General features: G+C 71.1%; 22 protein-coding genes and 1 pseudogene. 13 read left to right on the top strand and 10 right to left on the bottom strand.

What is annotated here, in order from left to right; all coding sequences use genetic code 11:
* Positions 1–113 precede the first annotated feature (113 nt).
* The 3 genes from DI269_RS23295 to DI269_RS23285 are packed head-to-tail and all read right to left on the bottom strand — an operon-like array spanning position 114 to position 2,732.
* On the bottom strand, positions 114–920 hold the full coding sequence (locus tag DI269_RS23295; RefSeq protein ID WP_112140413.1) for a thioesterase family protein: 807 nt from the start codon (positions 918–920) through the stop codon (positions 114–116).
* Between the two features lie 9 nt (positions 921–929).
* Complete coding sequence (locus tag DI269_RS23290; RefSeq protein ID WP_112140411.1) at positions 930–1,859, bottom strand: nucleoside hydrolase; 930 nt, start codon at positions 1,857–1,859, stop codon at positions 930–932.
* Between the two features lie 15 nt (positions 1,860–1,874).
* On the bottom strand, positions 1,875–2,732 hold the full coding sequence (locus tag DI269_RS23285) for a sigma-70 family RNA polymerase sigma factor (protein ID WP_112140409.1): 858 nt from the start codon (positions 2,730–2,732) through the stop codon (positions 1,875–1,877).
* A 60-nt stretch (positions 2,733–2,792) separates the two neighbouring features.
* On the opposite strand from DI269_RS23285, the gene DI269_RS23280 reads away from it, so the two are divergent.
* The gene (locus tag DI269_RS23280; protein WP_232822879.1) at positions 2,793–3,545 is read left to right on the top strand and encodes an SDR family NAD(P)-dependent oxidoreductase; all 753 of its coding nucleotides are present in this window, start codon (positions 2,793–2,795) and stop codon (positions 3,543–3,545) included.
* Positions 3,546–3,625: 80 nt separating this feature from the next.
* On the top strand, positions 3,626–4,507 hold the full coding sequence (locus DI269_RS23275) for an alpha/beta hydrolase (protein WP_112140404.1): 882 nt from the start codon (positions 3,626–3,628) through the stop codon (positions 4,505–4,507).
* Positions 4,508–4,510: 3 nt separating this feature from the next.
* Here DI269_RS23275 and DI269_RS23270 read toward each other — a convergent pair whose 3' ends face one another.
* The gene (locus DI269_RS23270) at positions 4,511–5,155 is read right to left on the bottom strand and encodes a PaaI family thioesterase (protein WP_112140403.1); all 645 of its coding nucleotides are present in this window, start codon (positions 5,153–5,155) and stop codon (positions 4,511–4,513) included.
* A gap of 273 nt (positions 5,156–5,428) precedes the next feature.
* Between DI269_RS23270 and DI269_RS23265 the strand changes: the two genes are divergently transcribed.
* Positions 5,429–6,793 (top strand): hypothetical protein, encoded by a 1,365-nt coding sequence (locus DI269_RS23265; RefSeq protein WP_112140402.1) that lies wholly within the window; start codon positions 5,429–5,431, stop codon positions 6,791–6,793.
* 19 nt (positions 6,794–6,812) lie between these two features.
* The gene (locus DI269_RS23260; protein WP_112140401.1) at positions 6,813–7,298 is read left to right on the top strand and encodes an anthrone oxygenase family protein; all 486 of its coding nucleotides are present in this window, start codon (positions 6,813–6,815) and stop codon (positions 7,296–7,298) included.
* Here DI269_RS23260 and DI269_RS23255 read toward each other — a convergent pair.
* The 4 genes and pseudogenes from DI269_RS23255 to DI269_RS23240 form a co-directional block, all read right to left on the bottom strand.
* Positions 7,295–8,212 carry an ROK family protein gene (locus DI269_RS23255; RefSeq protein WP_112140400.1) on the bottom strand — a complete coding sequence of 306 codons (918 nt, stop codon included), beginning with the start codon at positions 8,210–8,212 and terminating at the stop codon, positions 7,295–7,297. The two genes, DI269_RS23260 and DI269_RS23255, sit on opposite strands and share 4 nt — an antisense overlap.
* A gap of 160 nt (positions 8,213–8,372) precedes the next feature.
* A pseudogene (locus tag DI269_RS23250) lies at positions 8,373–8,753 on the bottom strand (DUF805 domain-containing protein); the annotation flags it as partial.
* Between the two features lie 42 nt (positions 8,754–8,795).
* Positions 8,796–9,848, bottom strand: a complete 1,053-nt coding sequence (locus tag DI269_RS23245; protein ID WP_232822878.1) for a LacI family DNA-binding transcriptional regulator — start codon at positions 9,846–9,848, stop codon at positions 8,796–8,798.
* 23 nt (positions 9,849–9,871) lie between these two features.
* Positions 9,872–10,882, bottom strand: a complete 1,011-nt coding sequence (locus tag DI269_RS23240) for a hydroxyacid dehydrogenase (protein ID WP_408612326.1) — start codon at positions 10,880–10,882, stop codon at positions 9,872–9,874.
* Between the two features lie 246 nt (positions 10,883–11,128).
* On the opposite strand from DI269_RS23240, the gene DI269_RS23235 reads away from it, so the two are divergent.
* Genes DI269_RS23235 through DI269_RS23220 form a run of 4 tightly spaced genes read left to right on the top strand, consistent with a single transcriptional unit; the run spans position 11,129 to position 14,956 of the window.
* Positions 11,129–12,502 carry an ABC transporter substrate-binding protein gene (locus DI269_RS23235; protein WP_198667673.1) on the top strand — a complete coding sequence of 458 codons (1,374 nt, stop codon included), beginning with the start codon at positions 11,129–11,131 and terminating at the stop codon, positions 12,500–12,502.
* Positions 12,499–13,446: a carbohydrate ABC transporter permease gene (locus tag DI269_RS23230; protein WP_198667672.1), complete on the top strand. Its 948-nt coding sequence runs from the start codon at positions 12,499–12,501 to the stop codon at positions 13,444–13,446. The genes DI269_RS23235 and DI269_RS23230 overlap by 4 nt, the downstream gene beginning before the upstream one ends.
* Complete coding sequence (locus tag DI269_RS23225; RefSeq protein ID WP_198667671.1) at positions 13,443–14,297, top strand: carbohydrate ABC transporter permease; 855 nt, start codon at positions 13,443–13,445, stop codon at positions 14,295–14,297. Before DI269_RS23230 ends, DI269_RS23225 begins: the two co-directional genes overlap by 4 nt.
* On the top strand, positions 14,294–14,956 hold the full coding sequence (locus DI269_RS23220) for a hypothetical protein (protein ID WP_112140397.1): 663 nt from the start codon (positions 14,294–14,296) through the stop codon (positions 14,954–14,956). Before DI269_RS23225 ends, DI269_RS23220 begins: the two co-directional genes overlap by 4 nt.
* Before the next feature lie 31 nt (positions 14,957–14,987).
* On the opposite strand, the gene DI269_RS23215 is transcribed toward DI269_RS23220, so the two are convergent.
* Both DI269_RS23215 and DI269_RS23210 read right to left on the bottom strand, forming a co-directional pair.
* Positions 14,988–16,184 carry an MFS transporter gene (locus tag DI269_RS23215; RefSeq protein ID WP_112140396.1) on the bottom strand — a complete coding sequence of 399 codons (1,197 nt, stop codon included), beginning with the start codon at positions 16,182–16,184 and terminating at the stop codon, positions 14,988–14,990.
* Between the two features lie 112 nt (positions 16,185–16,296).
* Positions 16,297–18,978, bottom strand: coding sequence for a carbohydrate-binding protein (locus tag DI269_RS23210; protein WP_198667670.1), 2,682 nt, complete (start codon positions 18,976–18,978; stop codon positions 16,297–16,299).
* 200 nt (positions 18,979–19,178) lie between these two features.
* Here DI269_RS23210 and DI269_RS23205 point away from each other — a divergent pair, with 200 nt between their 5' ends.
* The 5 genes from DI269_RS23205 to DI269_RS23185 all read left to right on the top strand — a co-directional run.
* Positions 19,179–21,260, top strand: coding sequence for a glycoside hydrolase family 36 protein (locus DI269_RS23205; protein ID WP_112140394.1), 2,082 nt, complete (start codon positions 19,179–19,181; stop codon positions 21,258–21,260).
* Positions 21,261–21,290: 30 nt separating this feature from the next.
* Positions 21,291–22,604, top strand: coding sequence for an ABC transporter substrate-binding protein (locus tag DI269_RS23200; protein ID WP_112140392.1), 1,314 nt, complete (start codon positions 21,291–21,293; stop codon positions 22,602–22,604).
* Between the two features lie 70 nt (positions 22,605–22,674).
* Complete coding sequence (locus DI269_RS23195; protein ID WP_112140390.1) at positions 22,675–23,571, top strand: carbohydrate ABC transporter permease; 897 nt, start codon at positions 22,675–22,677, stop codon at positions 23,569–23,571.
* A gap of 5 nt (positions 23,572–23,576) precedes the next feature.
* A complete protein-coding gene (locus DI269_RS23190) occupies positions 23,577–24,431 on the top strand; it encodes a carbohydrate ABC transporter permease (RefSeq protein WP_112140429.1) in 855 nt (284 codons plus the stop codon).
* Positions 24,428–25,111, top strand: a 684-nt coding sequence (locus DI269_RS23185; RefSeq protein ID WP_157975174.1) for a LacI family DNA-binding transcriptional regulator, incomplete at its 3' end; no start/stop codon positions are given. The genes DI269_RS23190 and DI269_RS23185, both read left to right, overlap by 4 nt.

Genomic DNA, 25,111 nt, shown 5'->3' with positions numbered 1-25,111 from the left:
GGCCTCATGGATTCGAAGCTACGGACGGGAACCTCTCACCGCATGGGCCTGGACGCGGGTCTTCGGAGGCCCGGGTTCGTACCTGGGTCGTACCCGGGCCTACGCGCGGGCGCTTAGACGGCGCGGGGCCGGATCGTCAGCGCCTGCTGCGACCGGCCGAAGTGCCCGGCCGCGTCGTGCAGGGCGCTGGAGGTCAGGCCGAGGCCGTCGGGGCCGAAGACAACGGTGGTGTCGAGGCCGAGCCAGCGCCCGACCGGCCGGCGGAACAGGTGGATCGTCAAGTCCACGTTGGGGTACAGCCACTCCTCGGGGCTCTGGCGGACCGCGATGCCGTTGGAGGTGTCGGCCAGGCCGATGAGCCGCGCGAGGTCGCTGGGGTCCTCGCCCGCGGCGACCGGGACGAGCGCCCGGACCCACACGGTGCCCCGTCCCGGCTGCGGCGTCCCGACCGGGCGCGCCTCGATCGACCGGATGTACCCGCCGGGCCAGACGCCGTCCAGCGGAAAGGGTTCCACGGTCTCCGGCCCCGGCAGCGGCGCGTCCTCGCCTCCGACCACTTTCTCCGTGTCCTGCACGACCGTGCGCCACACCCGCGCCCGCACGGCCGCGCGGCCGCCCGAGACGACGGTCGCCTCCAGCAGCTCGATCGTCCGGCCCGGGCGCACCACCTCCACGGCGACTTCGAACGGGTCGAGGGTGAGCACGCCGAGGATGTCGGCGCTGATGCGGCTGACGGCCAGCGCGTCGGGGCCGCGCCGGGCGCAGAAGCGCTCGATCTCGTGGACGATGAGCCCGGTCATGGGGCTGATGTGCTGCTCGCTGGTGTTCCAGGCGCCGCCGGTGTGCGGGGTCGGCTGGAAGCGGGCGCGGTCGCCCTCCTGGTCGAGGCGGACGAAGTAGCCGTCGTGGAGTTCGGTCATGGGGTGAATCTAGGTGAGCGCCTCGGCCAGGAACTCCCGGTACACCTCCGCTGAGGCGCGCAGCGCGACGGTCGCGTTCGCCGGCTCCGGCTTCCACGGCCGGGTGTCGACCAGGAGCTGCCCGAGCGTGCGGGCCCCGGCGGTCTCGACGCTGACGTGCGCTTCCACCGTGGCGGTGAACAGGTCCGGGCGCGCCAGGTATGCCACGCACATCGGGTCGTGCACGGGCGCCGCCGCGGTCGCGTGCGCGGCCCGGTCGGTCTCGATGCGGTGCCGGATCAGTGACGCGGCCGCGGTGCCGACCGCGTTGACCTCCAGGGCCGAGCAGTCCGCTTCGGTCAGCGGCGCGGAGTGCGTGGCGTCGAGCGGCACGATCACCACCTCCCGCAGGCCCGCGCTCAGGACCGCTTCGGCCGCTTCGGGATCGGCCCAGAAGTTGAACTCCGCCGCGACGGTCACGTTCCCGTTCCCGTGCGCGCCGCCCATGACCACCAGCCGCGGAATCCGCTCGACCAGCCGCGGCTCCAACGCGAGTGCCAGGGCGAGGTTCGTGAGCGGCCCGGTCGCCACCAGTGTCACGTCCGCGTTGGCCGCGTCCATGAAGAAGTCCACCAGGAACGGCACCGCGTGCCCGTCGCGCACGGCCGAGACCGCTTCGGGCAGTCCCAGGCCGTGCTTCTGAAAGGCGCTGTCCTTGTTGAGGACGTGCCGCGGCACCGGCAGGTCCGGCCGCACCAGCGGCCGCACCGCCCCTGCGCGGACCGGCACGTCGGCGCCCGCGAGGTCCAGGGCCCGCAGCGTGTTGTCCGTGACGTGCTCCAGCGCCACATTGCCGTTCACCGTGGTGACGGCGACCAGGTCGAGGCCGGGATGCCCGACCGCCGCGAAGATCGCGATCGCGTCGTCGGACCCGGTGTCGCAGTCGAGGACGAACCTCATCGCAGCGCTCCTTCGTTACGGCACATGAAGTTCGATGGTATCCAGGACCGCCCGGTCGCCGATCGCGCGCAGCTCGGCGATGCGGTCGCCTTCGAAGCGGACCGTGAAGACCATGAGCAGCTTCCCGCGCGGGACGACGGCCACGGCGATCTCGCCGTCGAGCAGCACGGCCCGGGCCAGTCGCGCCTGGCCGGAGAACGCCTCGGCCACCGCGCTCGCACCGACCAGGTCGGCGCCGCCGCTGAGCCGGATCGCGTCCTCGTCGAGGCGAAGCGTCACGGTGGGGTCCAAGAGGGTCAGGAGCGTCGCGAACTCGCCGTCCCTGGCGGCCTGGAGAAATGCTTCGACCGCCTGGTGCCGCCGCGCCAGATCACCGTCCACACTCGACTTCCCGCGGACCCGCTGCCGGGCCCGGCTCGCGATCCGCTGCGTCGTCTCGGGGCTGCGCTCCACGATCGGCGCGATCTCGCCGAACGGCACCTGGAACAGGTCGTGCAGCACGAACGCCAGCCGCTCCACCGGCGAGAGCGCGTCCAGGACCACGAGCATCGCCAGGCCCACCGAGTCGGCGAGCACCGCCTCCTCCTCGGGGTCGACCCGCCGTGCGAGCCGCACCTGCGGCTCCTCGGTCCCGAAGTCCTCGCGGCGCGACTTGCGCGACCGCAGCAGGTCCAGGCACACCCGCCCGGTCACCGTCGTCAGCCAGCCGCCGAGGTTCTTGACCCCACCGACGTCGGCCCGCGCGGCCTTGAGCCACGCCTCCTGCACCGCGTCCTCGGCCTCGCTGAGCGACCCGAGCATCCGGAACGCCACCGCCCGCAGATGCGGCCGGTGCGCCTCGAACTCGTCCGCCGAGATTTTTTCTTCACGCATCCGTCTGGTTCCTTCGACGCCGTCCGTCAGAGCAGTGACAGCAACCCCGACAGGAAGCAGATGGTAGCCATGGAAACCCCGAACACCCAAACCGCACTCGTCACCGGAGCCAACAAGGGCCTCGGCCTGGAGACCGCCCGCCGCCTCGGCACCCTCGGCTGGAAGGTCTTCGTCGGCTCGCGCGACGAGGCCCGCGGCCAGGCGGCCGTCGAGAAGCTCGCCGCCGACGGCATCGACGCCGTCCTGGTCCCGCTCGACGTCACCAGCGACGAGTCGGTCGCCGCCGCCGAGCGCCTCGTGCGCTCGCACACCGACCGCCTCGACGTCCTCGTCAACAACGCCGGTTCCCCCGGCGCGATCGTCCACCCCTCCAAGGCGACGGTCGCCGACCTCCAGCCCGCGTTCGACGTCAACGTCTACGGCCCGGTCCGCGTCACCCACGCGTTCCTGCCGCTCCTCCAGGCCGCCGACAACCCCCGGGTCGTCATGGTCTCCAGCGCCGCCGGCTCGTTCGCGGTCGTCACCGACCCGACCCAGGCCGTCTCCCAGATGCACGAACTCGCCTACACCACATCGAAAGCCGCCCTGAACATGCTCACCGTCCGCTACGCGCAGGCGTTCCCCGACATCAAGTTCAACGTCACCACCCCCGGCGAGACCTCGACCGGGAAGTTCGCCGCCACCGACATGAACCAGCACCGCGGCCAGCTCACCGTCACCGAGGGCACCGACCCGTTCATCCGCCTCGCCACCCTCGACCCCGACGGCCCCACCGGCACCTTCACCGACCGCCTCGGCCCCATCGCCTGGTAGCCGCCGCGGTCCGGACCGGTGTGGAAGCGATTGCCGCATTGCGGGAGACTGTTCCCGTCTTCGATGTCGCAGGAGGTTCCATGCCGGTCCACGAGTACTTCACCGCCATCTTCAGCGGCACCGCCGACCCGTACGACCCGGACTGGGACACCACCGGCCTCGCCGTCGCGGACACCGCGGTCCCCGGCCCGCACGGTCCCGTCCCGGTCCGTACCTACCGGCCCGAAGGCGACCTTGCCGGCGCGATCCTCTGGGTCCACGGCGGCGGCTTCCGCCACGGCGACCTCGACATGCCCGAAGGCCACATCGTCGCGGCCGAACTCGCCCGCCGCGCCGGCGCCTACGTCGTCTCCGTGGACTACCGCCTCGCCGACGGCGAGCACGTCCTCTACCCCGTCCCGATCGACGACGTCCACGCCGCCTGGACCTGGCTCACCGGACTCGACGAGTTCGCCGCCGCACCCGTCGGCATCGGCGGCGCGAGCGCCGGGGCCGCGCTGGCGATCTCGACCGCCTTGCGCGCCAGGGACACCGGCCCGCGCCCGGCCGAGGCGCTGCTGCTGGCCTATCCGTTCGCGCACTACCCGAACCCGGCGCTCGACTGGAGCCTGTACCCGGAGATGGCCGAGATCCCGGCCCGGTTCGACACCGCGAGCGTCGAGGACATGGTCCGCAACTACGTGGGCCGCATCAGCGACGTCCCCGCCGACGCCCTCCCCGGCGCGGCCCGCCTCGACGGCCTGCCGCCGACCCGGATCGTCGTCTCCGAGTACGACGACCTGCGCGCCTCGGCCGAGCTCCTCGAACGCCAGCTCGCCGACCTCGGCGTCCCCGTCGAGTCCTACCTGGCGCTCGGCATGACCCACGGCCACCTCAACCACCCGCCGCGCCTGCCCGCGATCGACGAGTCGATCAGCTTTCTTTCAAAGGGGCTCGGTCTGGCCAAGGGCCTCAACGGCTGAGGCCTAGTTCTGGTAGCCCTTCGCGCCAGGGAACAGCGACCGGGCGCGGTCGAGGTCGGGGGCCACGAAGCGGCCCTCGGCCGCGACGAGGACCGTGTCCGGGTCGTCCTCGGGGACGACCGAGCCGGAGACGGTGATCTTGCGGCCCTCGATGCCGGTGACGCGGGCGCGCATGAGCAGCGGCATCTCGACCGGGACAGGCCGCTGGTAGCGCACGTCGAGGGCGATCGTCATGGCGGGCAGGCCCTTCGCGGCGCACGCCCAGCCCATGAGCTCGTCCAGGAGCATCGCGCTCATGCCGCCGTGCGCGAACCCGGGCGGGCCCTCGTGGGCGACCCCCATCGTGCAGCGGCCGACAAGGCCGTCCTCGACCTCCTCGATTTCGAGGGGCGGCGCGAACGCGCTGCCGTGCCCGGTCGCGGGGCTGTACATGCGCAGCCCGAACGGGAAGACGTCGACACTCGGGATCTCGGAGCGCTCGCGGCGGTGCCCGGTGAACCGCGCTTCGAGGCGCTGGACCTCGCCCGCGAGCTCTTGGAGCACCTCCGTGGGAGTCTCGGTGCGCGCGACCGTCTCCATGAGCGACCGCAGCTCGCCGCCGAGCTCGGCGACCGCCTTGCGGCGCAGTTCGAGGTCCTCGCCGGACATCCGCGCTCCTCCCACCGGCCCGACCGGGCCTATGACGCTCGTTATAACCAGGGCTTGCGCCAGGTTACCACGGCGTAGCAGACGTCCCGGTGAACCGATTCCGGCGCGCCGGGGCCGGGGGTGTGCACAGTCGACACGCGGCGGTCAGTAGGGTCGGGGCACGACCCTTTACCGCCGCCCCTCATGCGCGGGGCTGCGGCCGTTTGAAGGACGAAACCGGCAATGAGTAGACCTTCACCCCGCGAAAGCATTCGCAGTCACCGGCTGCCCGGAATGGAGCACTGGCGGCGACTCCTCATCGTGGCGGGCGCCGCGGTCGGGATCACCGCGGCCAGCACTATCGCCGCGGCCATCACGCTCACCGCGGACCAGCCCGAGCGCAACACCGTGCCCGAGCTCGCCTCCACATCGGAGTCCGCACTCGAAACCGAAGGGGGCGAGGCCGCCTCCGACGGCGGCCCGGCCGAACTCCAGGCCAGCGCCGTCCCCAACGACGACGGCATGTGCAACCGGACCGCGGGCCCCAGCCCCGAAGTCACGGTCACCGAAGTCGACGCCGACGTCATCGGCAACGGCGGCGAAGGCGACACCGACCCGCTCCCGGCGGCCATCGCCGCCACCCCGACCGGCCGCTCCTGGCTCGCCTGGGACGGCACCGACGACCAGATCCACCTCGCCCGCCTCGACTGCGACGACCAGATCGAAGGGGACCAGGTCGAGCTGGAGGGCATCGACCTCCAGGACGTCATCGCCGACGAGGACGGCGTCACCGTCCTGGTCACCCGCGAAGGCGCCTGCGGCGACGGCCCGCTGTGCGGCGGCTCCTCCAGTCCCTGCGCGACCATGCACATGGTCCGCTTCGACAACGCCGGCGCCCAGGTGTGGGAGCGGCAGGTGACCAACCTCGGCGACGGCCTCGACGGCTACGACGACGGCGCCCGCTTCGTGTGGTGGTACCAGCACCACGGGCGCCTCGCCTCCGACGGCGCGAACACCGCCGCCTACTTCGGCGTCGCGATCACCGTCGCCAACGGCGGCTGCGTCGACATCCACCAGGGCGACCGCATGCAGGTCGTCGACGCCGACGGCAACCTCGCCGACCACGCCGACTCGTTCGCCGTGGGGTGCAGCCACTCCTGGACCACCCGCATCGCCTGGAACGCCGACCGCGACGAGTTCGGGATGGTGTGCGCCACCGACAACCAGTGCCGCATCGCCGTCCCCGCCTACACGACCGTGGCCGACGGGACCTGCGACGGGACCCTCTTCGGCGGCGACCTCGTGACCGCCGCAGACGGCGGCTACTGGACCGCCTGGAGCCAGGGCGGACAGGCCCGCCTGGAGCACTTCACCGACGGCCCCTCCGACTCCACAGTGGAAACCGGGGCCGACACCGACCACCCGCACCTCGTCGGCTACGGCGACGCGCACATGCTCCTCGCCTGGGCCTCAGGGGACGGCATGCGCGCGCAGGTCTACAGCGCCGACTCCGGCGACGCCGCGGGGGAGGGGTTCGACATCGACGTGCCGGACCACGCCTACCAGGCGTTCAAGGCCTATCCTGACGGCAGCGCCGCCTACCCGGCGGCCGGAGGCGGCGGCTCGATCCGCATCGCCCGCGTGATGCCCCTCTCCTGACCCGACGAAAGGCCCCGCCATGGAACTGCTCCACCTCGTCGCCCTGTTCGCGGCCCTGCTCAGCGCCGGGCTCATGGCCGGGCTGTTCACCGGGTACTCGTACTCGGTGATGCCCGGGATACAGATCCTCGACGACCGCTCCTGGGTCGCCGCGCTCCAGCACATCAACCGGGTGATCATCAACGGCCGCTTCATGACCGCGTTCCTCGGCTCGGTCGCGTTCTCGCTCCTCGCGGTCGTCATCGGCTTCTTCGTGGACGACAGGTCGGCGCTGCCGTGGACGATCGCCGGACTGGTCTTCAACCTGGTGAGCTTCATCGGGACGATGGCCAAGAACGTGCCGCTCAACGACAGGCTCGAAGCCGCCGGGGACCCGGCCGCGATCGCCGACCCCGCCGCGCTGCGCGCCGAGGTCGAGGCGACCTGGATCAAGTGGAACCACGTCCGCGGCGTCGCGAACCTCCTGGCGCTGGCCGCCCTCGCCTTGGCGCTCTACACGGCCTAGAGCAGGTCGGCGCGGTGGACGAGTGCCGCCGCGCCGATCAGCGGGGCGTCGCCGCCGAGTTCGGCGCGCACCACCTTCAGGTCCGCCGCGTACGCGTTCACCGCGTGCTCGCGCACGGCCGCGGCCACCAGTTCGGGGTAGTGGTCGGCCACGAACGAGAACCCGCCGCCGATCACGGCGATCTCCAGGTCGAGGAGCGTCGCGGCGTTCACCAGGCCCAGCCCGACCGCCCGCGCCGACCGACGCACCGCGTCCGTCGCGATCGGCACGCCCGCAGCGTAATCGGCCGCCAGGTCCTCACCGGTCGAGCCCTCCCAGCCCTTGGACTGCGCCCACCGCACGGTGTTCGGTCCCGAGGCGATGCCCTCGACGGTCGCGGCCGCCGCGGCGCCCTCGACCCGGTCCACGACCACCTGCCCGATGTGGCCCGCGTTCCCGCCGCTCCCGGCCACCAGCCGACCGTCGCTCACCACGCCGCCGCCCACGCCCGTCGAGACGACCATGACCAGGGCGTTCCGGGTCCCGCGCGCCGCACCCAGCCACGACTCCGCCAGTGCGATGCACGTCCCGTCCAGTCGCAGCACGACCCGCTCCAGGCCGGTGAGGCCCCTGACGAAGTCCACGATCCCGAAGCCCCTGAGCGAGGGGAGGTTGATCGGCGCGATCGCGCCCGCGGCCAGGTCCACCGGCCCGGCCGAGCCGATCCCGGCCGCCTCGACCCCGGACCACTCCGGTGCGGCCGTGCAGTGGCGCACGACCTGCTCGATCGCCTGCTCGGCGGCGCCCCGGTCGGCGGCCGCGGCCGCGCCGGTGGTCGCGCGCGACCGGGTCCCCTCGACCACCGAGCCGTCCTCGCGCACGAGCGCGGCCTCCACCTTCGTGCCGCCGAGATCGAGGGCCATCGTCACGTTCATGACGGGAAGCCTATCGAGCCCCGTGTCCGGACTACTCCACCCGGTAACCGGGGTTCCGCGGACCGGGCTGCTGCTGGTACGGCGCGGGCTGCGGGAACTGCACCGGCTGCTGATGGACGGGCCGCTGCGGGTACGGCGGCGGGTAGTGCCCTTGGGGCGCTTTCGGATCGGGTCCGTACCGGTTCGGGTGCCGGTCGCCCTCCTGGGAGAAGAACACGATCATGATGATCGCGCCGACCCCGCCGGGGATGAGCGCCATGAGCAGCCACACCCCGGACTTGTCCGCGTCGTGCAGGCGCCGCACCCCGACCGCGATCGCCGGGACGATCGTCCCCACGTAGTACAGGAGCAGCGGGAGCACCAGGACCGCGCCGCCGTCGCCGTCGATGGAGTCCCGGAACGGGAGCGACAGCGCCATCGTGAGCAGCCACAGCACCAGCATGGCCGCCACGTGGTAGAACACGAACATCCAGTACTCCCGGCGGCGCGCCCGCCCGGAGAATCCCGCGTAGTTCTTGAGCACTCCGAAATACCAGCCCAAAACGGTTCCTTTCCTCGACCCGCCCGATCATAGGCCCGTGCCTCAGGGGCGCAGCGGCGCCGCCGACTCCCTGATGACGATGTGCGTGCCGAGGACGACCCGGTCGTCCTGGTCCGGTCCCCTGTGGAGCGCCAATCTGACGGCCTCGCGGCCCAGCTGCTCGTGCGGCACGTGCACCGTCGTCAGCGCCGGCGTCAGGTCCGAGGCGAGGGGGATGTCGTCGAAGCCGACGACCGAGACGTCCTCGGGCACGCGCACACCGCGCCCCCGCAGCGCCTTGAGCACCCCGGCCGCGACCATGTCGGTGGCCGCGAAGACCGCCGTGACGTCGGTCCGCTCGGCCCACAGCGCCTCGGTGGCGGCGGCGCCGGACTCGCGCGAGAACGTGCCGGGCCGGATCAGCGACTCGTCCAGGGCCACACCGTGGTCGGCGTGCGCCCGGCGGAACCCGGCGATGCGCTCGTCGGTCGTGGACAGCCCGATCTCGCGGCCCACGTACGCGATCCTGCGGTGCCCGTTGGCGAGGAGGTACGCGGTCATGGCGTACGCGCCGCCCTCGTTGTCGTACTCGACCACGGTGGCGGGCACGTCGGGCCCGGGGGAGGGGCGCCCGCACAGGACCAGGCGCGACCCCGACTTGTCCAGGGACCGCGCGAAAGCGGACATCCGCTCGGTGTACGTCTCGGAGTCCTGGGCGCCGCCGACGAGGATCACGGCCTCGGCGCGCTGCTCGCGCAGCAGCTCCACGACGGCGAGTTCGCGCTCGGGGTCGCCATGGGTGGTGCACAACAGGCACAGGCGCCCTTCGGAGGTCGCCTGCTGCTCGACGCCGCGGGCGATGAACGCGAAGAACGGCCCGGTCGCGTCGTCGAGGACCAGCGCCACGGTCTTGGTGGTCGCCCCGGCGAGGGCCCGGGCGTGCGCGTTGACGACGTAGTCGAGGTCGCGCATGGCCCGCAGGACCTTCGAGCGGGTCGGCGGCGCCACCGGGTAGTTCCCGGCGATGACCCGGGAGACGGTCATGGCCGAGACGCCCGCGCGCTCGGCCACGTCGGCCAGCGTGGGGCGCCTCCCCGGGTCGTTCCGCTTGGGCACCGGTTCATCTCCGCATCGTCGTGTCAGGCCTGGCGCCAGCGTAGGTCGCCGTCGACGCGGTGCGCGAGCGGGCGGCCCGCGGCGAGGCGCTCGGCCTCCTCCACGATGTACAGTCCCATGCGGGCCAGCTCGTTCCCCTGGGAGCCCGCGACGTGCGGGGTGAGGAACACGTTCGGCAGCGTGAACAGCGGCGAGTCCTGCGGCAGCGGTTCGGGTTCGGTGACGTCGAGGACCGCCGAGATCCGCCCGGTCGCGAGCTCCCTGATCAGTGCACCGGTGTCCACGAGTCGCCCTCGGGCCGTGTTGATCACGACCGCGCCGTCCTTGAGCGCCGCGAGTCGCTCGGCGTTCAACAGCCCGGCGGTCTCGGCCAGGTCGGGGGCGTGGAGGCTGACGATGTCGGCCTCGGCCACGAGCCGGTCCAGGTCCACCAGCTCGGCGCCCAGGTCCTCGGCCGCGTCCACGTACGGGTCGGCCAGCAGCACGCGGAAGTCGAAGGGCCGCAGCAGTTCCAGCACGCGCCGCCCGATCCGGGAGGCCCCGACCACGCCCACGGTCCGGCCGAAGTTCCCGACCGCGGGGTGGATGTAGCCCAGCTCGAAGGACCTCTCGGCCCGGAACGCCTCGCGCAGTTCGAAGATCCCCTTGCCCGCCAGGAGGATCGCGGCCAGCGCGTACTCGGCCACCGGCAGCGCGTTCGCGTCGGCCGCCGAGGAGACCGCCAGGCGCTCCCACCCGGCGTCGGCCACGAGCGGCTTCACCGAGCCGGCCGCGTGCAGCACCGTGTGCAGGCGCGGCGCCCGGCCGAGGACGGCGGCGTCGAGTTTCGGTGCGCCCCAACCGGAGACGATGACCTCCGCGTCGGCGAGCGGCCCGAAGTCCTCGTACCGCTCGGCGATGAGGGACGGGTCGATGTCGAGCACCGCCCGGAGCCGGCGCATGAGCGGCGCGGGGAAGAGCCCGGGCAGGTGGACGGGGTCCATGGCGAACAGCGCGGGCAGACGATCGGCCACCGGAGGGCTCCTTCGGTTCATGAAGAACAGTTATCGGTTTCTACCATAGAAGCCGAACCCTCACTTGTCGAGCCTCGCCCGCGAGCGCCCACTCGGCACCTCCGCTCCGCCGCTGACCTGCACACATCCAATGCCAGGCAATCCAAGCGACCGAGAACGGTAACGATTCGGCAAAGTCGGCTTGTGTTCGCGGGCCCTCGCCCCTAGCATCACAGATAGCGGTATCTATACGATGCCCGACAGCCTCTCACCGCTGAAGGAGAAGACATGCGAAACGCAAGGGCGCGTTCGTCGGCCGGTTCGATGCCGACGCGGGGACTCTCACGCCGTTCGCTCATGCAGTCCGCCGGGGGTCTCTCGATCGCGGCCGCCGTCCCGTTCGCGCTGACCGCGTGCGGCACCTCAGGCGGCACGACCGGCGGCAAGACCGCCATCCGGTTCCTGTACGCCACCGGCGACGAGACCTGGAACTCGGTCGCGAAGGGCGTCGCCGACGCCTTCAACGCCAAGAGCGCCACCGCGATCGTCGAACTCGAACCCCTCCCGGCCGGCACCGACTACCCGACCGCCATGAAGACCATGGACGCCACCGGGAACTGGCCCGCCCTGGTCGACATGCGCGACACCCTCACCTACCTGGAGGCCGGGAAGCTCGCCCCCATCCCCGCCTCGGTCACCGACCTGCTCAACGACGAGGTCTACGCCCCCGTCGAGGACGGCGACGTGTACATCGTCCCCACCACCGCCCTCAACGGCGAACTCGGCTTCAACATGGTCTACGACAAGGACTACTTCGCCGAGCACTCCCTCGCCGTCCCCACCACCTACGCCGAGTTCATCGCCCTCCTCGACGCGATCAAGGCCAACGGCGACGCCCCCCTCGCCACCGCCGCCGGCGAGATCTGGCCCTCCGACCAGCTGTGGAAGCCCCTCGCCGCCCCCACCTTCGCCCAGTACAGCGAGGCCGGCGGCTTCTGGAACGCCGTCCGCGCCGGCGACGCCTCCCTCGCCGACCTCCGCGAACCCCTCCAGCGCCTCAAGGACATCACCGACGAGTACGTCCTCGAAGGCTGGCAGTCCACGCAGGACGCCCAGACCACGACGCTCCTGGTCAACCGCCAGGCCGTCATGGCCACCTCCTCGGCCGGCATCGGGCGCCTCAACGACGTCAACAAGGTCGACCCCGACTTCAACGCCGGGATCTTCTACCTGCCCGCCGACGACGGGAAGCTCAACGTCCTCAAGAACTCCGTCAACGGCGACACCGCCTCCGGCTTCGCGATCTCCGCGCAGGCCCAGGAGGACGGCAAGCAGTACGACGCCGCCGTCGAGTTCCTGGAGTTCTACTTCTCCGTCGAGGCCTGCGACCTCATGGAGGAGACCGGCATGATCGCCCCCAACATCAAGGCCAGCGACGAGGTCGTGCGCAACTCCACCATCCCCGGCGCCGAGGACTACTTCGCACTCCTCGCCAACCCGTCCCTCAACTGGTTCGCGAACGAGACCACGTGGGCCGGCTTCAGCACCTTCCACACCTTCTTCCGCCAGGCGCGCATCGAGATGCAGGACGGCCAGACGACCATCGACGAGTGCATCGCGAAGGCCCAGGAGGAGTTCGACAACCAGGCGGAGAACGAGTGACCGTCCAGACCGCCGAACGCCCGGCCGCCGTCCGCGGCGGCCGGGCCCGGCCCGCTCCCGACCGGCGCCTCACCCGCCACCGGGCCGTGATGCTCCTGTTCATCGCGCCCGCACTGATCGTCTACGTGCTCATGGTGATCGCCCCGTCCATCCAGTCGATCCAGCTGAGCCTCACCGACTGGGACGGCATCAACCCCGCCTACGAGTACGTCGGCTTCGCGAACTACCAGGACATCCTCACCAGCGACCGGTTCTGGAACGCCACCAAGAACACGCTCATCCTCGGCCTGGGTTCGGCGGTCGTCGTCAACGCGGTCGCCCTCGGCGTCGCGCTCATGCTCGACAAGCTCCACCACGCCCAGGGGTTCTTCCGCACCATCGTGTACCTCCCCGCGCTCGTCAGCGGCTTCATCGCCGCCACGATCTGGAAGTACATGCTCAACTTCAACTTCGGGGCCGTCAACACGGTCCTGCGCGACCTCGGCTTCGACGACGCGGCCATGGACTGGCTGGGCGACAACGACATCGTCGTCGGCGTCCTGCTGTTCATCATCTGCTTCACCCTCGGCGGCAACACCACCCTCATCTACCTGGCGAACCTCCAGTCGGTCCCGCAGGACCTCGTCGAGGCCGCCAGGATCGACGGCGCCTCCCGCGGCCAGGTCTTCCGCTACGTCACCTGGCCCATGCTCGCCGGCGCCGTCACCGTCAACATGACGCTCATGATGATCGCCGGGTGGACGATCTTCGACCAGGTCATGGTCCTCACCGCGGGCGGCCCCGGGTTCGTCTCCGAGACCATGGCGTTCTTCATCTACAAGGTCGGCTTCGGCGAGTACCGCGCCGGATACGGCTCCGCGGCCGCCATCGTCCTCTTCATCGTCGTCCTGGCGACCACCGTCCTCGCCAACAAGTACATGCGCAGCAGGGAGGTCCAGGCATGAGCGCACGCACCCGCCGCCGCGAGCGGCGCCGCCTCACCGCAGGCGAGGTCGTCGTCATGGCCGTCCTGTCGGTCCTCGTCCTCGCCGTCTCGTTCCCGGTCCTCTACGCGCTGCTCAACTCCTTCCGCAGCTACGCCGAGATCACCAAGGACCCCATGGGGCTCCCCTCCGGCTTCAGCTTCGAGAACTACGTGCGCCTGTTCCAGACCACCGACTACGGCGAGGCCCTGCTCAACACCCTCGTCATCACCGGCGGGACCCTGATCCTGCTCCTGGCGATCGTCCCCATGGCCGCCTGGGGCATCGAACGCCTCGGCGGGCGCTCCTCCCGGTGGATCTACCTGCTGTTCATCGCCGGGCTCATGATCCCCTTCCAGGTCCGCATGATCCCGCTCGTCTCCTCCATGAACCAGCTCGGCCTCTACAGCACCCTGACGAGCGTCATCCTCGTCCACCTCGGCGGCGCGGCCTCCTTCGGCATCCTCCTGTACTGCTCCTTCATCAAGGGCGTCCCGCGCGAAGTCGAAGAGGCCGCCGAAGTCGACGGCGCCGGCAAGCTCCGCACCTTCTGGTCCATCGTCTTCCCCATGCTTCTGCCGGTCACCTCCGCGTTCGTGATCATCCAGGCCCTGAGCCTGTGGAACGACTTCTTCATCCCACTCGTCTTCCTCGACGCCTCCTCGGCCGGGACGATCAACGTCGCCCTCAGCCGCATGGTCGGCCTCCTCACCTCGCAGTGGGAGCTCATCTACACCGGCGCGATCCTCGCGATCGTCCCCTCGGTGGTCCTCTTCGCCGCGTTCCAGCGCTACTTCATCAAGGGCATGTCCATCGGGGCGGTGAAGGGATGACCTCCTGGCTCGCCTACGACTCGCGCCTCTCCCGCGTCCTCCTCGCCGTCTTCTGGTGGTTCGCCACCTCGGTCCAGCTCCTCGCCACGGCCCTCCCGTTCGCCGCCGTCGACCACGCCATCGGCCTGTCCCACCTCGGCATCTGGCTCGGCGCCCTCGCCGCCCTCCCGGCCGGGCCCGGCCTGTACGCGGCCCTGAAGTGCATGAGGGACTTCGCGACCGACGGCTACCCGGGCGCGCCCCTCACCACGTTCTGGCGCGCCTGGACCCAAGGCCTCCGCCTGTGGCGCATCTGGACCGGCGCCGGCGCCCTCGGCCTCCTCCTGGCCTACAACGCGGTCCTCTACGGCGCCGGCGACGCCGCCTTCGCCGCCATCACCATCGCCGCCGCCCTGATCCTGGCCGCCCTCATCGCCGTCGCTTCCGCATCACTGGCCGGGGCGGAGGGCCCCACGCTGGCCGTCCTCACCGCAGCCCTCCGCGCCGCGGCCCTGCGCCCCCAGGCCCCGATCGCCTGGCTCGCGCTGGCCTTCCTCGCCTACGGCTCGGCCCAACTCCCGGTCGTCGGCCCCAACCTCGCCCTCTTCACACCCGCGGCCTGCGCATTCGCGATCCTGATAGTCAACGCCGCCACCGGCTTCGACCGCAAGGCCGCCTGAGTCGGGCCCCGGTGGCCGGGGCCCGACCGCGTCACCGCTCCAGTCCGGGCCGTTTGGCCGGGAACCCGTGGGCGCGGGCGCTGAGCACGACTGCCGCGACCGGGGCCATGAGCGCCAGGACGCCCCAGGGGAACGAGGAGGCGCCGAGCAGGCTGAGCATGAGGCCGCCGGCCGCGCCGCCCGCGGCCATCGAGGAGTTCCAGGTCGTGACCAGCAGGGCCTGGCCGCGGTCGCCGCCCGCGTCGTTGACCGCGGTCTGGAGGAGGGTCGGCACGCCGCCCCAGCCCAGGCCCCACAGGACGACCGCGAGGAACAGCGGGCCCGGCTCGTCCGCGAGGACCGTCAGCACCGCGGCCGCGACCAGGAACAGGACCGCGCTCAGGATCGTGAGCAGACGCAGCCGCCGGTCCACTAGGGCCCCGGTCACGACGATGCTCGCCGCCGACGCGATCCCGAAGACGAGCAGCACCTCTTCGCGGAGTGCGCCCATGCCTTTGTCGTGCAGGAAGGTCGCGATGTACGTGTAGAGGATGTTGTGGGCGAGGACGTAGGCGGCCACGGTGAACAGGACCGGGACGACGCCCGGTAGGCGCAGTGCGGCGAGGATCGGTTCGCGGCGGCCCGCCCGGCGTCCGGGGAACTCCGGGACCGAGGCGCGGATCCAGACCGCCAGGAGCACCGAGACTGCGGCGACCAGGCCGAACGTGAGGCGCCAGCCCAGGAGGTCCCCGAGGAGCGTCCCCAACGGGATGCCGAGCGACAGGGCCAGCGGCACGCCCGCCATGGTCAGCGCGATCGCGCGCCCCTGGAGGTGCGGCGGGGCGAGGCGGCGGGCGTAGGCGACGAGTTCAGCCCACACGACCGCGGCGGCGACGCCCGCGGCGAGGCGCAGGACCATGGTGAGCGCGTAGGAGTCCGAGACGGCGGTGACCAGGTTCGCGACCGCGAACGTCAGGGCCGCCGCGAGCAGGAGCCGCCGCCTCGGCCAGGCCGCGGTGGCGGCCATGACCGGGAACGCGGAGACGCCGGTGGCGATGGCGTAGACCGTCAGGGTCTGCCCGGCGGCGGCCTCGCTCACCGACAGGCTCGCGGCCATCTCGGGCAGGACCCCGGCGGGCAGCGCCTCGGTCAGGATCGCCATGAACGCGGCCGTGGTCAGGGCCAGCAGGGGCGAGATCGGAAGCTTCTGGGCCGCTTGGGCTTCGGTGCGGGTGTCGGTGGTGGTCATGACCAGAAGCCTCCAACCTTGACACCTATGTCAAGGTCAAGTCCCGGTCGCGTGAGCTGCGACATAGGAGGGCCCCGGACTCGACCGAGCCCGGGGCCCTGTTGTCGTGTTGTTAGCGGCGTTCGGTGACCGGGTCGCCGATCACCCTGGGGGAGATGACGACGCGGTCGATGTTCGGCGCCCACGCGTCGGGGTTGCCGAGGCGCAGGGGCTGGTCCGCCGTCGCCAGCGTGACCGGGAGGGACCGCTGGGAGAAGCTGTCCCACGAGTAGGTGTAGCGGAAGTAGGCGTGGCCGACCTCCGCGCCGCCCTCGGTCGCCTGGAGGAGGCGGTCGACGACCTGCGGGTTGTAGTCGTGGTGCCCGGAGGTCTCGGCGTTGGCGTAGAACACGGTCACGGTGTAGTCGCCCGGGGCGGCGAAGCCGTCGCGGGGGAGTTCGACGGCATTCTGAGCGCCGTTGCCGACCCAGCCGACGTAGGCCATGCCGGAGGCGTTCGACCCGGTCGAGTCGGCGAGGTTCGTGACCGCGGCCGAACCGAGCAGGACCGCGTCCTCGGCCTCGATCGACACGGCCGCCTCGTCGGCGGCCCGGTTCCGCACCGTCGTCAGCGACTGCACGGTCGCGCCCTCGGGGGAGCGGATCTCGATCTCGTTGATGCCCTCGACGAGGTGCACGGTGGCGCTGGAGTGCCAGCGGCCCTTGCGGTCCGCGGTCAACTCCACGGCGGCTTCGCCGTTGACGACCAGTTCGAGCGAGGACGCCTTCGCGGACGCCCAGTCGACGGCGAGGTCGTAGTAGCCGGTCTCCATCGCGTTCGCGTACAGGTCGGCGCGGTCGTCCCCGGCGAGTTTCGCCGAGCCGCGGTCGTTCCCGTTCGCCCAGTTCAGTACCGCGCCCTCTTCGAGGCGGAACGTCGAGGCCGGGTACACGGTGGACTCGGTGGCGACCGAGGTCAGCGACGCCTTGTCGAGGGTGATGTCGGAGTTCGGGAGTAGGGTCGTGCCGTCTCCGCTGGAGCGGATGGAGAGGAGGTGCTCTCCGGCGGTGAGCTCCACGAGGACCTCGGCACTGCCGCGGTACTGCCAGCGGCTGTTCGCGTTCAGCGCCAGGTCGGCCGCGTACTGGGCCGTGCCGGCCGCGGCGTCGTCGACGAACAGCGCGTGGCGGCCCGGGACGCCGGGGGCGCCGCCGATGACCTGGAGCCGGTAGACCCCGTCCTCGGGGACGTCCACGGTCCATTCGGCGCGCGAGGTCGCCTTGTTGAACGAGCCGACGTCCTGCCCGCCGGAGGCCAGGAACTTCCAGCCGCCGTTGGACTGCGGGTCCTGGGTGTACACGGTGGCGTCGGTGAGGGCCATGTCCTCGGCCTCGATCGACGCGGTCCAGGCCTGCGCCTGGGCGTCGGCCTCGACGTCGCGGGCGCCGTCCGGGGTGATGATCACCTGGTACCCGGCGTACCGGTCGTACACCGACACGTCGAGGTCGAGCCTGCCGTCCGTGAGCTTGACGCCGTTCGCGGCGGCGATCACGCGCGGCGTGTCCGTCAGGCCCTCGGCGCCGTTGAGGGCGACCTCGCGGACCTCGACGTCCACTCTGCTGCCGAAGATCGACTTGTCGAGCCCGCTCAGGTCGAGCGTGACGTCGGCGTCGGTGCCGCCGAACAGGACCGTGGCCCGCCGGTTCGCCTCGTCGATCGCGCCGATGCCCTGGAGCGAGTCGACCGCGTTCAGCTCAGGGGGCGTGACCGCCACCGTCTCGGACCCGGCGAGGTCGCCGTACCACTTGAACATCCACCAGCCGGCGTTCGCGCCGTTGGGGCGGGCCGAGTTGTCGGAGAGGTTGCCCGCGTAGTTCCAGTACGCGACCTGCGCGTCGACCTTGGTGTCCTCGAACATCGCGAACCACTGGATCAGCTGCCCGGGCACGCCCATGTCGCGGAGCATCCCGTACTCGGTGATGTTCACCGGGATCGGGTCGATCCCCAGCTCCTGCTCCAAAGCGCGGTAGTCGGCGAAGTTCTGCCGGTACGACGCCAGGTTGTTGATGCCCAGCTCATGCCAGATGAAGATGTCCGGCAGCGACCCGTTGTCCTTGGCGAACTGGAGGATGTCGGCGCTGCGCTCGGGCTGCCAGCGGGTGTCGCCGGGCCCGCCGATGCGGGCGTGGCCCAAGCCGTGGCGCTCCCAGACCTCCTGGATCTTGTCGTACGTGGCCTGCCAGTCGGCGAGGAACCGGTCCTTCTGGTTCGCCCAGTCCGGGTACCAGTTGCCGCCGTCGGGCTCGTTGTACGGGATGAAGACGTAGTCCTGCGGCCGGTCGGAGTCGGTGGCGACCGCCTCGGCCACGAACTCGGTGACCTCCAGGAAGTCCCAGACCCCGTTGGGCGCCTCGGTGTAGGTGCCGTCCTCCTGGTTGTACGTGCGGTCGTCGCCGGGGCGCTTCCCGCCGTTGTACGACCAGTCCGGGTAGTAGTCCTGCACGTAGATGTACAGGTCCTCGCCGTGCTTGTCGAAGAAGCCGTCCTCGATCTTGATCGCGTCGCCCGAGGGGTGCTGGGTGCCGTAGGGGGCCTTCTGCGACGAGTTCGTGATGTGCGCGCCGTTGATCACCGCCTGGGTCGGCGCGCCCTCGTCGCCGAACCCGTACAGGGTGCCGGACGCGCCGCCGCGGAACTCGCCGGTGCGCTCGGCGAAGTCCACAGCGAGCACCTCGGTGTCCTGGGCGCTGGCTGGTGCGCCGCCGAGGCCGGTCACGGCCGTCGCGGCGACCGCTGCGGCAGCGACAGTTGCCATCGGTCTCCTCATTGTTCGGTCCTCTCGTCGTCATTGACAGGGGTCGATCCTTAGATCCGAGCCTGACCGTACCCAACTTTGATAACGATTTCAAGACGAGATTTGAAATCGATATCAGATCCGGCTAGGGTACCGAGTGAAATCGATATCAGATCGCCGGACCTCGGCCATCTGATCAGATCACAGGGACAAGGGGCACCGTGGCCGAACAGTTCGCTTGGGGCAGTGACCGACTCGCGCTCCGGTTCGAGTGGGGCGAGGACGCCCCGGTGCGCGTCGCCGGGATCGTCAGGGACGGCCGGGACCTCCCCGTCCACCCCGTGCCCGTCGCCGAGGTCCTCACGACCGACCGCGGCCACCTGCCCTCCTCCGACCGCCTCGCCCACACCGAACTCGGCACCCTCCTCCGCCACGCCTCCCACACCGAGGAGGCCGTCGCAGGCGGCCGCCGCCTCGTCATCCGCCAGACCGGCGACGGCGTCGAGACCGCCACGATCCTCGAACTCCTCGACGGCGCCGGCGCCGCCATCCGCGCCCGCCTGGAGGTCCGCGCCGTCGACGTCCCCGTCGTCCTGCGCTCGGCCGCCTCCTGGACCATGGGCTTCACCGCCCCCGCGGCGGGGGAGTTCGACTCCTGGCGGCGCCTGCACGGCGTCGGCGACTGGCTCGGCGAAGGCCGCTGGGCCGTCGAGTCCCTCCGCGGCCGCGAGTTCCCCGAACTCGCCTCCGAACTCACCAACCAGAACCCGCGCGGCAACTGGTCGGCCACCTCCGACGGCACCTGGTCCACCGGCCACCACCTCCCCGTCGGCGGCGTCGAGTCCGAGGCCGCCCGCCTCGCCCTGACCTGGCAGATCGAGCACAACGGCGCCTGGCGCTGGGAGATCGGCGAGGACGTCGAAGGCGGCTACTTCTCGCTCTCCGGACCCACCGACGCCGACGCCTCCTGGACCCGCCGCCTCGAACCCGGCGACGCCTTCACCACCGTCCCCGTCACGTTCGCCGCCGGGGACGACTTCGAGGACGCCGTCGGCGCCCTCACCGACTTCCGCCGCGCCGCCCGCCGCCCCCACCCCGACAACGCCGCGATGCCCGTGGTCTTCAACGACTACATGAACACCCTCCTCGGCGACCCCACCACCGAGAAGCTCCTCCCGCTCATCAAGGCCGCCGGCGACATCGGCGCCGAGATCTTCTGCATCGACGCGGGCTGGTACGACGACTCCGGCGACTGGTGGCCCACCGTCGGCGAATGGAAGCCCTCGACCACCCGCTTCCCCGGCGGCCTCGGCGAGGTCATCGACGCCGTCCGCGACGCCGGGATGACCCCCGGCCTGTGGCTCGAACCCGAGGTCGTCGGCGTCCGCAGCCCCATCGCCGACACCCTCCCGGCGGACGCGTTCCTCCAGCGCCACGGCCGCCGCATCGTCGAGCACCACCGCTACCACCTCGACCTGCGCCACCCCGCAGCCGTCGCGCACCTCGACGGCGTCGTCGACCGCCTCGTCACCGAGTTCGGCATCGGCTTCTTCAAGTTCGACTACAACATCAACCCCGGCCCCGGCACCGACCGGAACGCGCAGAGCGTCGGCGACGGCCTCCTGGAGCACAACCGCGCCCACCTCGCCTGGCTCGACGGCCTCCTCGACCGCCACCCGGGCCTCGTCGTCGAGAACTGCTCCTCCGGCGCGATGCGCCAGGACTTCGCGATCCTCTCCCGCCTCGCCATGCAGTCCACCTCCGACCAGCAGGACTTCACCAAGTTCCCGCCCGTCGCCGCCGCCGCGCCCCTCTCGCTCCTGCCCGAGCAGGCCGCCAACTGGGCCTACCCCCAGCCCGAGATGAACGACGAGGAGGTCGCGTTCTGCCTCGTCACCGGCCTCCTCGGCCGCTTCTACGTCTCCGGCCACCTCAACCGCATGACCGAACGCCAACGCGCCCAGGTCGCCGAGGCCGTCCGCGTCGCCAAGACCCTCCGCGAAGACGTCGCCGCAGGCCGCCCCCACTGGCCCGCCGGCCTCCCCGGCTGGACCGACCCCTGGACCGCCCTCGCCCTCCGCAACCCCGCGGGCGACCTCGTCTCCCTGTGGCGCCGCGGCGGACCCGCGGCCACCGAACTCCACTTCCCCCACCTCGCCGGACGCGACGTCGACGTCGCCCACGTCTTCCCCCGCGACCTCCCCGAATGGAAGACCGACTGGGACGCCGCCACCGGCACCCTCACCGTGCAGACCGACGGCGCCGACACCGCCGCCAGGACCCTGCGCCTGACCGTCCGCTAGAACCCTTCGCAGCACCAAGGAGCAGTTTCAATGAAGAACAGATTCCGCACCGCCCTCGCGCTCGCCGCCGCCGGAGCCGTCACCCTCGCCGGGTGCTCCGACCCCGGCGCCGGCGACACCGCCACCGGCCCCGCCGACTGGCCCGCCCAGGACGCCGACCTGAGCGGCACCACCCTCACCATCTGGGCCGCCCAGAACTCCAACACCGTCCCCGACAGCGTCATCGCCGGGTTCGAGGACCTCACCGGCGCCGAGGTCGAAGTCGTCACCATCCCCGACCCCTACGAGCAGGGCGTCCAGACCAAGGTCGCCACCGGCGACAAGCCCGACCTCGCCTTCTGGCAGCCCACCGCCTCCCAGCTGACGGCCCTGAACGCCTCCCAGAACCTCCAGTCCCTGGACGGCGCCCCCTGGCTCGACGCCTACGACCCCGAGCTGCGCGACATCACCGGCATCCTCGACGACACCCGGTACGCCGCCCTCATCACCACCCCCGCCGTCGAAGGGGTCTACTACAACAAGGAGGTCTTCGCCGCCAACGGCATCACCGACCTCCCCACCGACTGGGCCTCCTTCCTCCAGACCGCCCGCGACCTCAAGGCCGCCGGCACCACCCCCTTCTACGAGATGGGCGCCGACCGCTGGGCCACCCAGTGGTGGGTCCAGGTCCAGCTCGCCGACGCCGCCGAAGACGGCCTCTGGGACCGCGTCAACGCCGGAGAAGAAGCCTTCACCGACCCGACCATCCAGGGCGCCATCGACCAGTACAAAGCCCTCATCGACGAAGGACTGTTCAACGAGGACATCAAGACCGCGACGTTCGAGGACCAGGGCGCCGCGCTCCTGGCCGGCGACGCCGCCATGGTCATGCAGGTCAACTCCTTCTTCGGCCAGCTCCAGTCCCTCGCCGACACCGACGAGCTGAACCAGAAGATCGGCTTCTTCCCGATCTCCCCGACCGGCACCACCGGCACGTTCATCCCCGACCAGTCCAACGCCCTCGTCGCCTTCAAGACCGGCGACGAGCAGCAAGAGTCGGCCTCCCGCCAGCTCCTGTCCTACTGGCTCGGCGACGGCTACGGCGACTTCGTGAACGCCCAGTCCACCGTCTCGCTCCAGACCGGCGTCGAGACCCCCGCCGACGTCCCCGAAGCGCTCCTGACGGTCGCCGACTCCGTCGGCACCTCGGTCGGGTCCATGCAGGCCCTCGCCATCGCCAACCCCGACCTGTACATCTACCTCGCCGACATGATCCAGGGCACCAAGACGCCCGCCGAGGTCGCCGAGGCGACCCAGGCCCAGTTCGCCGAACTGGCCAAGGCCCAAGGCGCCGAAGGCTTCTAGACCGCGCCCCAGGGGGCGCCGGACAGGCATGATCCGGCGCCCCCGCCCCTGGCTCCAGAAAGGCATCCCAATGGCATCCGTCTCCGCGGGGGCCCCGCGCTCCCGACGCCGCGACCACCCGCTGTGGTTCCTCGTCCCGGCCCTGGCCGTCCTGGTCGTGTTCTTCTTCGTCCCGACGCTGTTCAACTTCGTGTACGCGTTCACGGACTGGTCGAGCTTCAAGAGCGCCATCAACTTCGCGGGGACCGACAACTTCGTCTCCCTGTTCTCCAACGGCACGCTCCTCAACTCCCTCAAGGTCACGCTCGTCTACGCCGTCCTCGTCGCGCTCTTCCAGAACCTCTTCGGGCTCGGCCTCGCGCTCCTGCTCGAACGCGACACCGCCGTCAACCGGGCCGTGCGCGTCGCGTTCTTCATCCCGGTCGTCATGTCCGCGCTGGCGGTCGGCTACATCTTCCAGGCGCTCCTCAAACCCGACGGGGCGCTGAACGGCATCATCGGCTGGTTCACCGGCTCCGAGGTGACGATCCCGTGGCTGGGGTCGACGACCTGGACGATCGTGGTCGTCGCGGTCGTCCACGCCTGGAAGTGGATGGGCCTGTCGATGCTCATCTACCTGGCCGGGCTCAAGACGATCGACGAGGACGTCCTCGAAGCGGCCCGCCTCGACGGCGCGTCCCGCTGGACCATGTTCCGCTCCATCAGGTTCCCGCTGCTGGCCCCCGCGGTCACGTTCAACGTCGCGACCGCGCTCCTCGGTTCCATGAACGGCTTCGACATCGTCCAGGCCACCACCGAGGGCGGCCCCGGCGGCACCACCGAGCTGCTGAACATCTTCATCTTCCGGACCTTCGGGCAGGGCCTGTTCGCGCAGGCCACGACCATGAGCCTGGTGCTGTTCCTGATGGTCGCGATCCTCGCGTTCCCCGTCATCCGGTACCTGCGCAAGCGAGAGGACGTCCTGTGACCACCGTGCCCACCCGGCCCGCGGCGGCCCGCCGAGCCCCGCGCAAGCGCCGTTCTTTCGGCCAGCCGATCGCGGCGATCCTCGTCGCCGCGGCCGTCCTCGGCGTCCCGTTCTGGCTCGTCGTCGCCACCGCCGGCAAGAGCCAGGGCGAGGCCCTGGACCCGAACCTCTCCGCTCCGACGAACTGGCAGCTGTGGGAGAACTTCGCGACCGTGTTCGCCGACGGCCGGATGCTCTCGGCGTTCTTCGGGAGCCTGCTCGTCATGGTCCCGGCCGTCGTCGGCGTCCTCGTCCTCGGCTCGATGGCCGCCTGGATCCTCGGCCGCCGCGGCGGGCGCCTGTCGGCCGCGATCTACGCGCTCGGCATCTCCGGGATCGTCCTGCCGCCCGCCGTGGTGACGATCGTGCTCCTGCTGCGCCAGCTCGGCCTCGCCGGGACCGCGCTGGGCATGATCGGCGTCTACATGGGCATGTACCTGTCCACGGTGATCTTCTTCGTCACCGGTTTCGTGCGCACCATCCCGCACGAGCTCGAAGAGGCCGCCCGCGTCGACGGCGCCGGACCGGTCCGCGTGTTCGTCCGCATCATCCTGCCGCTGCTGCGCCCCGTCCTCGCCACCGCGACCATCCTGATCTGCCTGTACATCTGGAACGACGTGTTCTACGCGCTGTTCGTCATCGGAGGGCGCATCGACACGCTGCCGCTGAACCTGTACCAGGTCGCGAGCGCGGGTCTGTATCTCCAGAACTGGCACCTGATCTTCGCCTATATCATCCTGATGAGCCTGCCCCTGCTGATCACGTTCGTGGTCGCGCAGCGCAGGATCATCTCCGGCATCACTAGTGGGGCGGTGAAGTGAGCAGACCCGGCGGCGCGAAAGCGACGATCTCGGACGTGGCCGCGCGGGCCGGCGTCTCGGTCCCGACCGTCTCCCGCGTCCTCACCGGAGCCGCCCGCGTGAGCCCGGCCAAGCGCGAACTCGTCGAGGCCGCGATCGCCGACCTCGGCTACCGCCCCAGCGCCGCCGCCCGCGCCCTCGTCTCGCGCAAGCCGCAGACGATCGCGATCATCGCCGGGAACACCTCCCGCTACGGCTACGCCGAGACGATCCGCGGCATCGAGATCGCCGCCCGCGCCGAGGGCTACACGGTGATGATCACCGTGGTCGAGTCCGCCGACGAGGACGAAGTGGACCGCGCGATCGAGGCGACCCTCACCCAGCCCCTCGCCGGGGTCGCGGTCCTGAAGTTCGACCCGCCCGGCGTCGCGGCCCTCGCCAAGATCCCGGGCCACCTCCCGGTCGTCGCGCTTTCGGGTGTCCGCGAACCGAACACGGCACAGGCGGTGCTCGACGAGTCCGCGGCCGCGGACGAGCTGACGCAATACCTCCTGGGCCTCGGCCACACCACGGTCCACCACGTCCGTGTCCCGCCGTCGCGCAAAGTGGACGGCCGCACCACCGGCTGGCGCCGCGCCCTGCGCCGCGCCGGCGCGCCCGTCCCGCCCGCCGTCGACGCCACCTGGGACCCGCGCAGCGGC

This window comes from Glycomyces dulcitolivorans (assembly GCF_003265355.1).
GTDB classification, from domain to species: Bacteria; Actinomycetota; Actinomycetes; order Mycobacteriales; family Micromonosporaceae; genus Glycomyces; species Glycomyces dulcitolivorans.
Note: the sequence above shows the minus strand (reverse complement) of the source record. Positions and strands in the feature narration are given on the sequence as shown.

What these genes read in the sequence shown, in the direction of transcription:
- DI269_RS23265 (WP_112140402.1), top strand. Translation starts at nt 5,429, where the DNA reads ATGGAGCACTGGCGGCGACTCCTCATCGTGGCGGGCGCCGCGGTCGGG.
- DI269_RS23235 (WP_198667673.1), top strand. Translation starts at nt 11,129, where the DNA reads ATGCGAAACGCAAGGGCGCGTTCGTCGGCCGGTTCGATGCCGACGCGG.
- DI269_RS23260 (WP_112140401.1), top strand. Translation starts at nt 6,813, where the DNA reads ATGGAACTGCTCCACCTCGTCGCCCTGTTCGCGGCCCTGCTCAGCGCC.
- DI269_RS23275 (WP_112140404.1), top strand. Translation starts at nt 3,626, where the DNA reads ATGCCGGTCCACGAGTACTTCACCGCCATCTTCAGCGGCACCGCCGAC.
- DI269_RS23285 (WP_112140409.1), bottom strand. Translation starts at nt 2,732, where the DNA reads ATGCGTGAAGAAAAAATCTCGGCGGACGAGTTCGAGGCGCACCGGCCG.
- DI269_RS23280 (WP_232822879.1), top strand. Translation starts at nt 2,793, where the DNA reads ATGGTAGCCATGGAAACCCCGAACACCCAAACCGCACTCGTCACCGGA.
- DI269_RS23200 (WP_112140392.1), top strand. Translation starts at nt 21,291, where the DNA reads ATGAAGAACAGATTCCGCACCGCCCTCGCGCTCGCCGCCGCCGGAGCC.
- DI269_RS23255 (WP_112140400.1), bottom strand. Translation starts at nt 8,212, where the DNA reads ATGAACGTGACGATGGCCCTCGATCTCGGCGGCACGAAGGTGGAGGCC.
- DI269_RS23220 (WP_112140397.1), top strand. Translation starts at nt 14,294, where the DNA reads ATGACCTCCTGGCTCGCCTACGACTCGCGCCTCTCCCGCGTCCTCCTC.
- DI269_RS23270 (WP_112140403.1), bottom strand. Translation starts at nt 5,155, where the DNA reads ATGTCCGGCGAGGACCTCGAACTGCGCCGCAAGGCGGTCGCCGAGCTC.
- DI269_RS23290 (WP_112140411.1), bottom strand. Translation starts at nt 1,859, where the DNA reads ATGAGGTTCGTCCTCGACTGCGACACCGGGTCCGACGACGCGATCGCG.
- DI269_RS23240 (WP_408612326.1), bottom strand. Translation starts at nt 10,882, where the DNA reads ATGAACCGAAGGAGCCCTCCGGTGGCCGATCGTCTGCCCGCGCTGTTC.
- DI269_RS23215 (WP_112140396.1), bottom strand. Translation starts at nt 16,184, where the DNA reads ATGACCACCACCGACACCCGCACCGAAGCCCAAGCGGCCCAGAAGCTT.
- DI269_RS23195 (WP_112140390.1), top strand. Translation starts at nt 22,675, where the DNA reads ATGGCATCCGTCTCCGCGGGGGCCCCGCGCTCCCGACGCCGCGACCAC.
- DI269_RS23225 (WP_198667671.1), top strand. Translation starts at nt 13,443, where the DNA reads ATGAGCGCACGCACCCGCCGCCGCGAGCGGCGCCGCCTCACCGCAGGC.
- DI269_RS23210 (WP_198667670.1), bottom strand. Translation starts at nt 18,978, where the DNA reads ATGGCAACTGTCGCTGCCGCAGCGGTCGCCGCGACGGCCGTGACCGGC.
- DI269_RS23295 (WP_112140413.1), bottom strand. Translation starts at nt 920, where the DNA reads ATGACCGAACTCCACGACGGCTACTTCGTCCGCCTCGACCAGGAGGGC.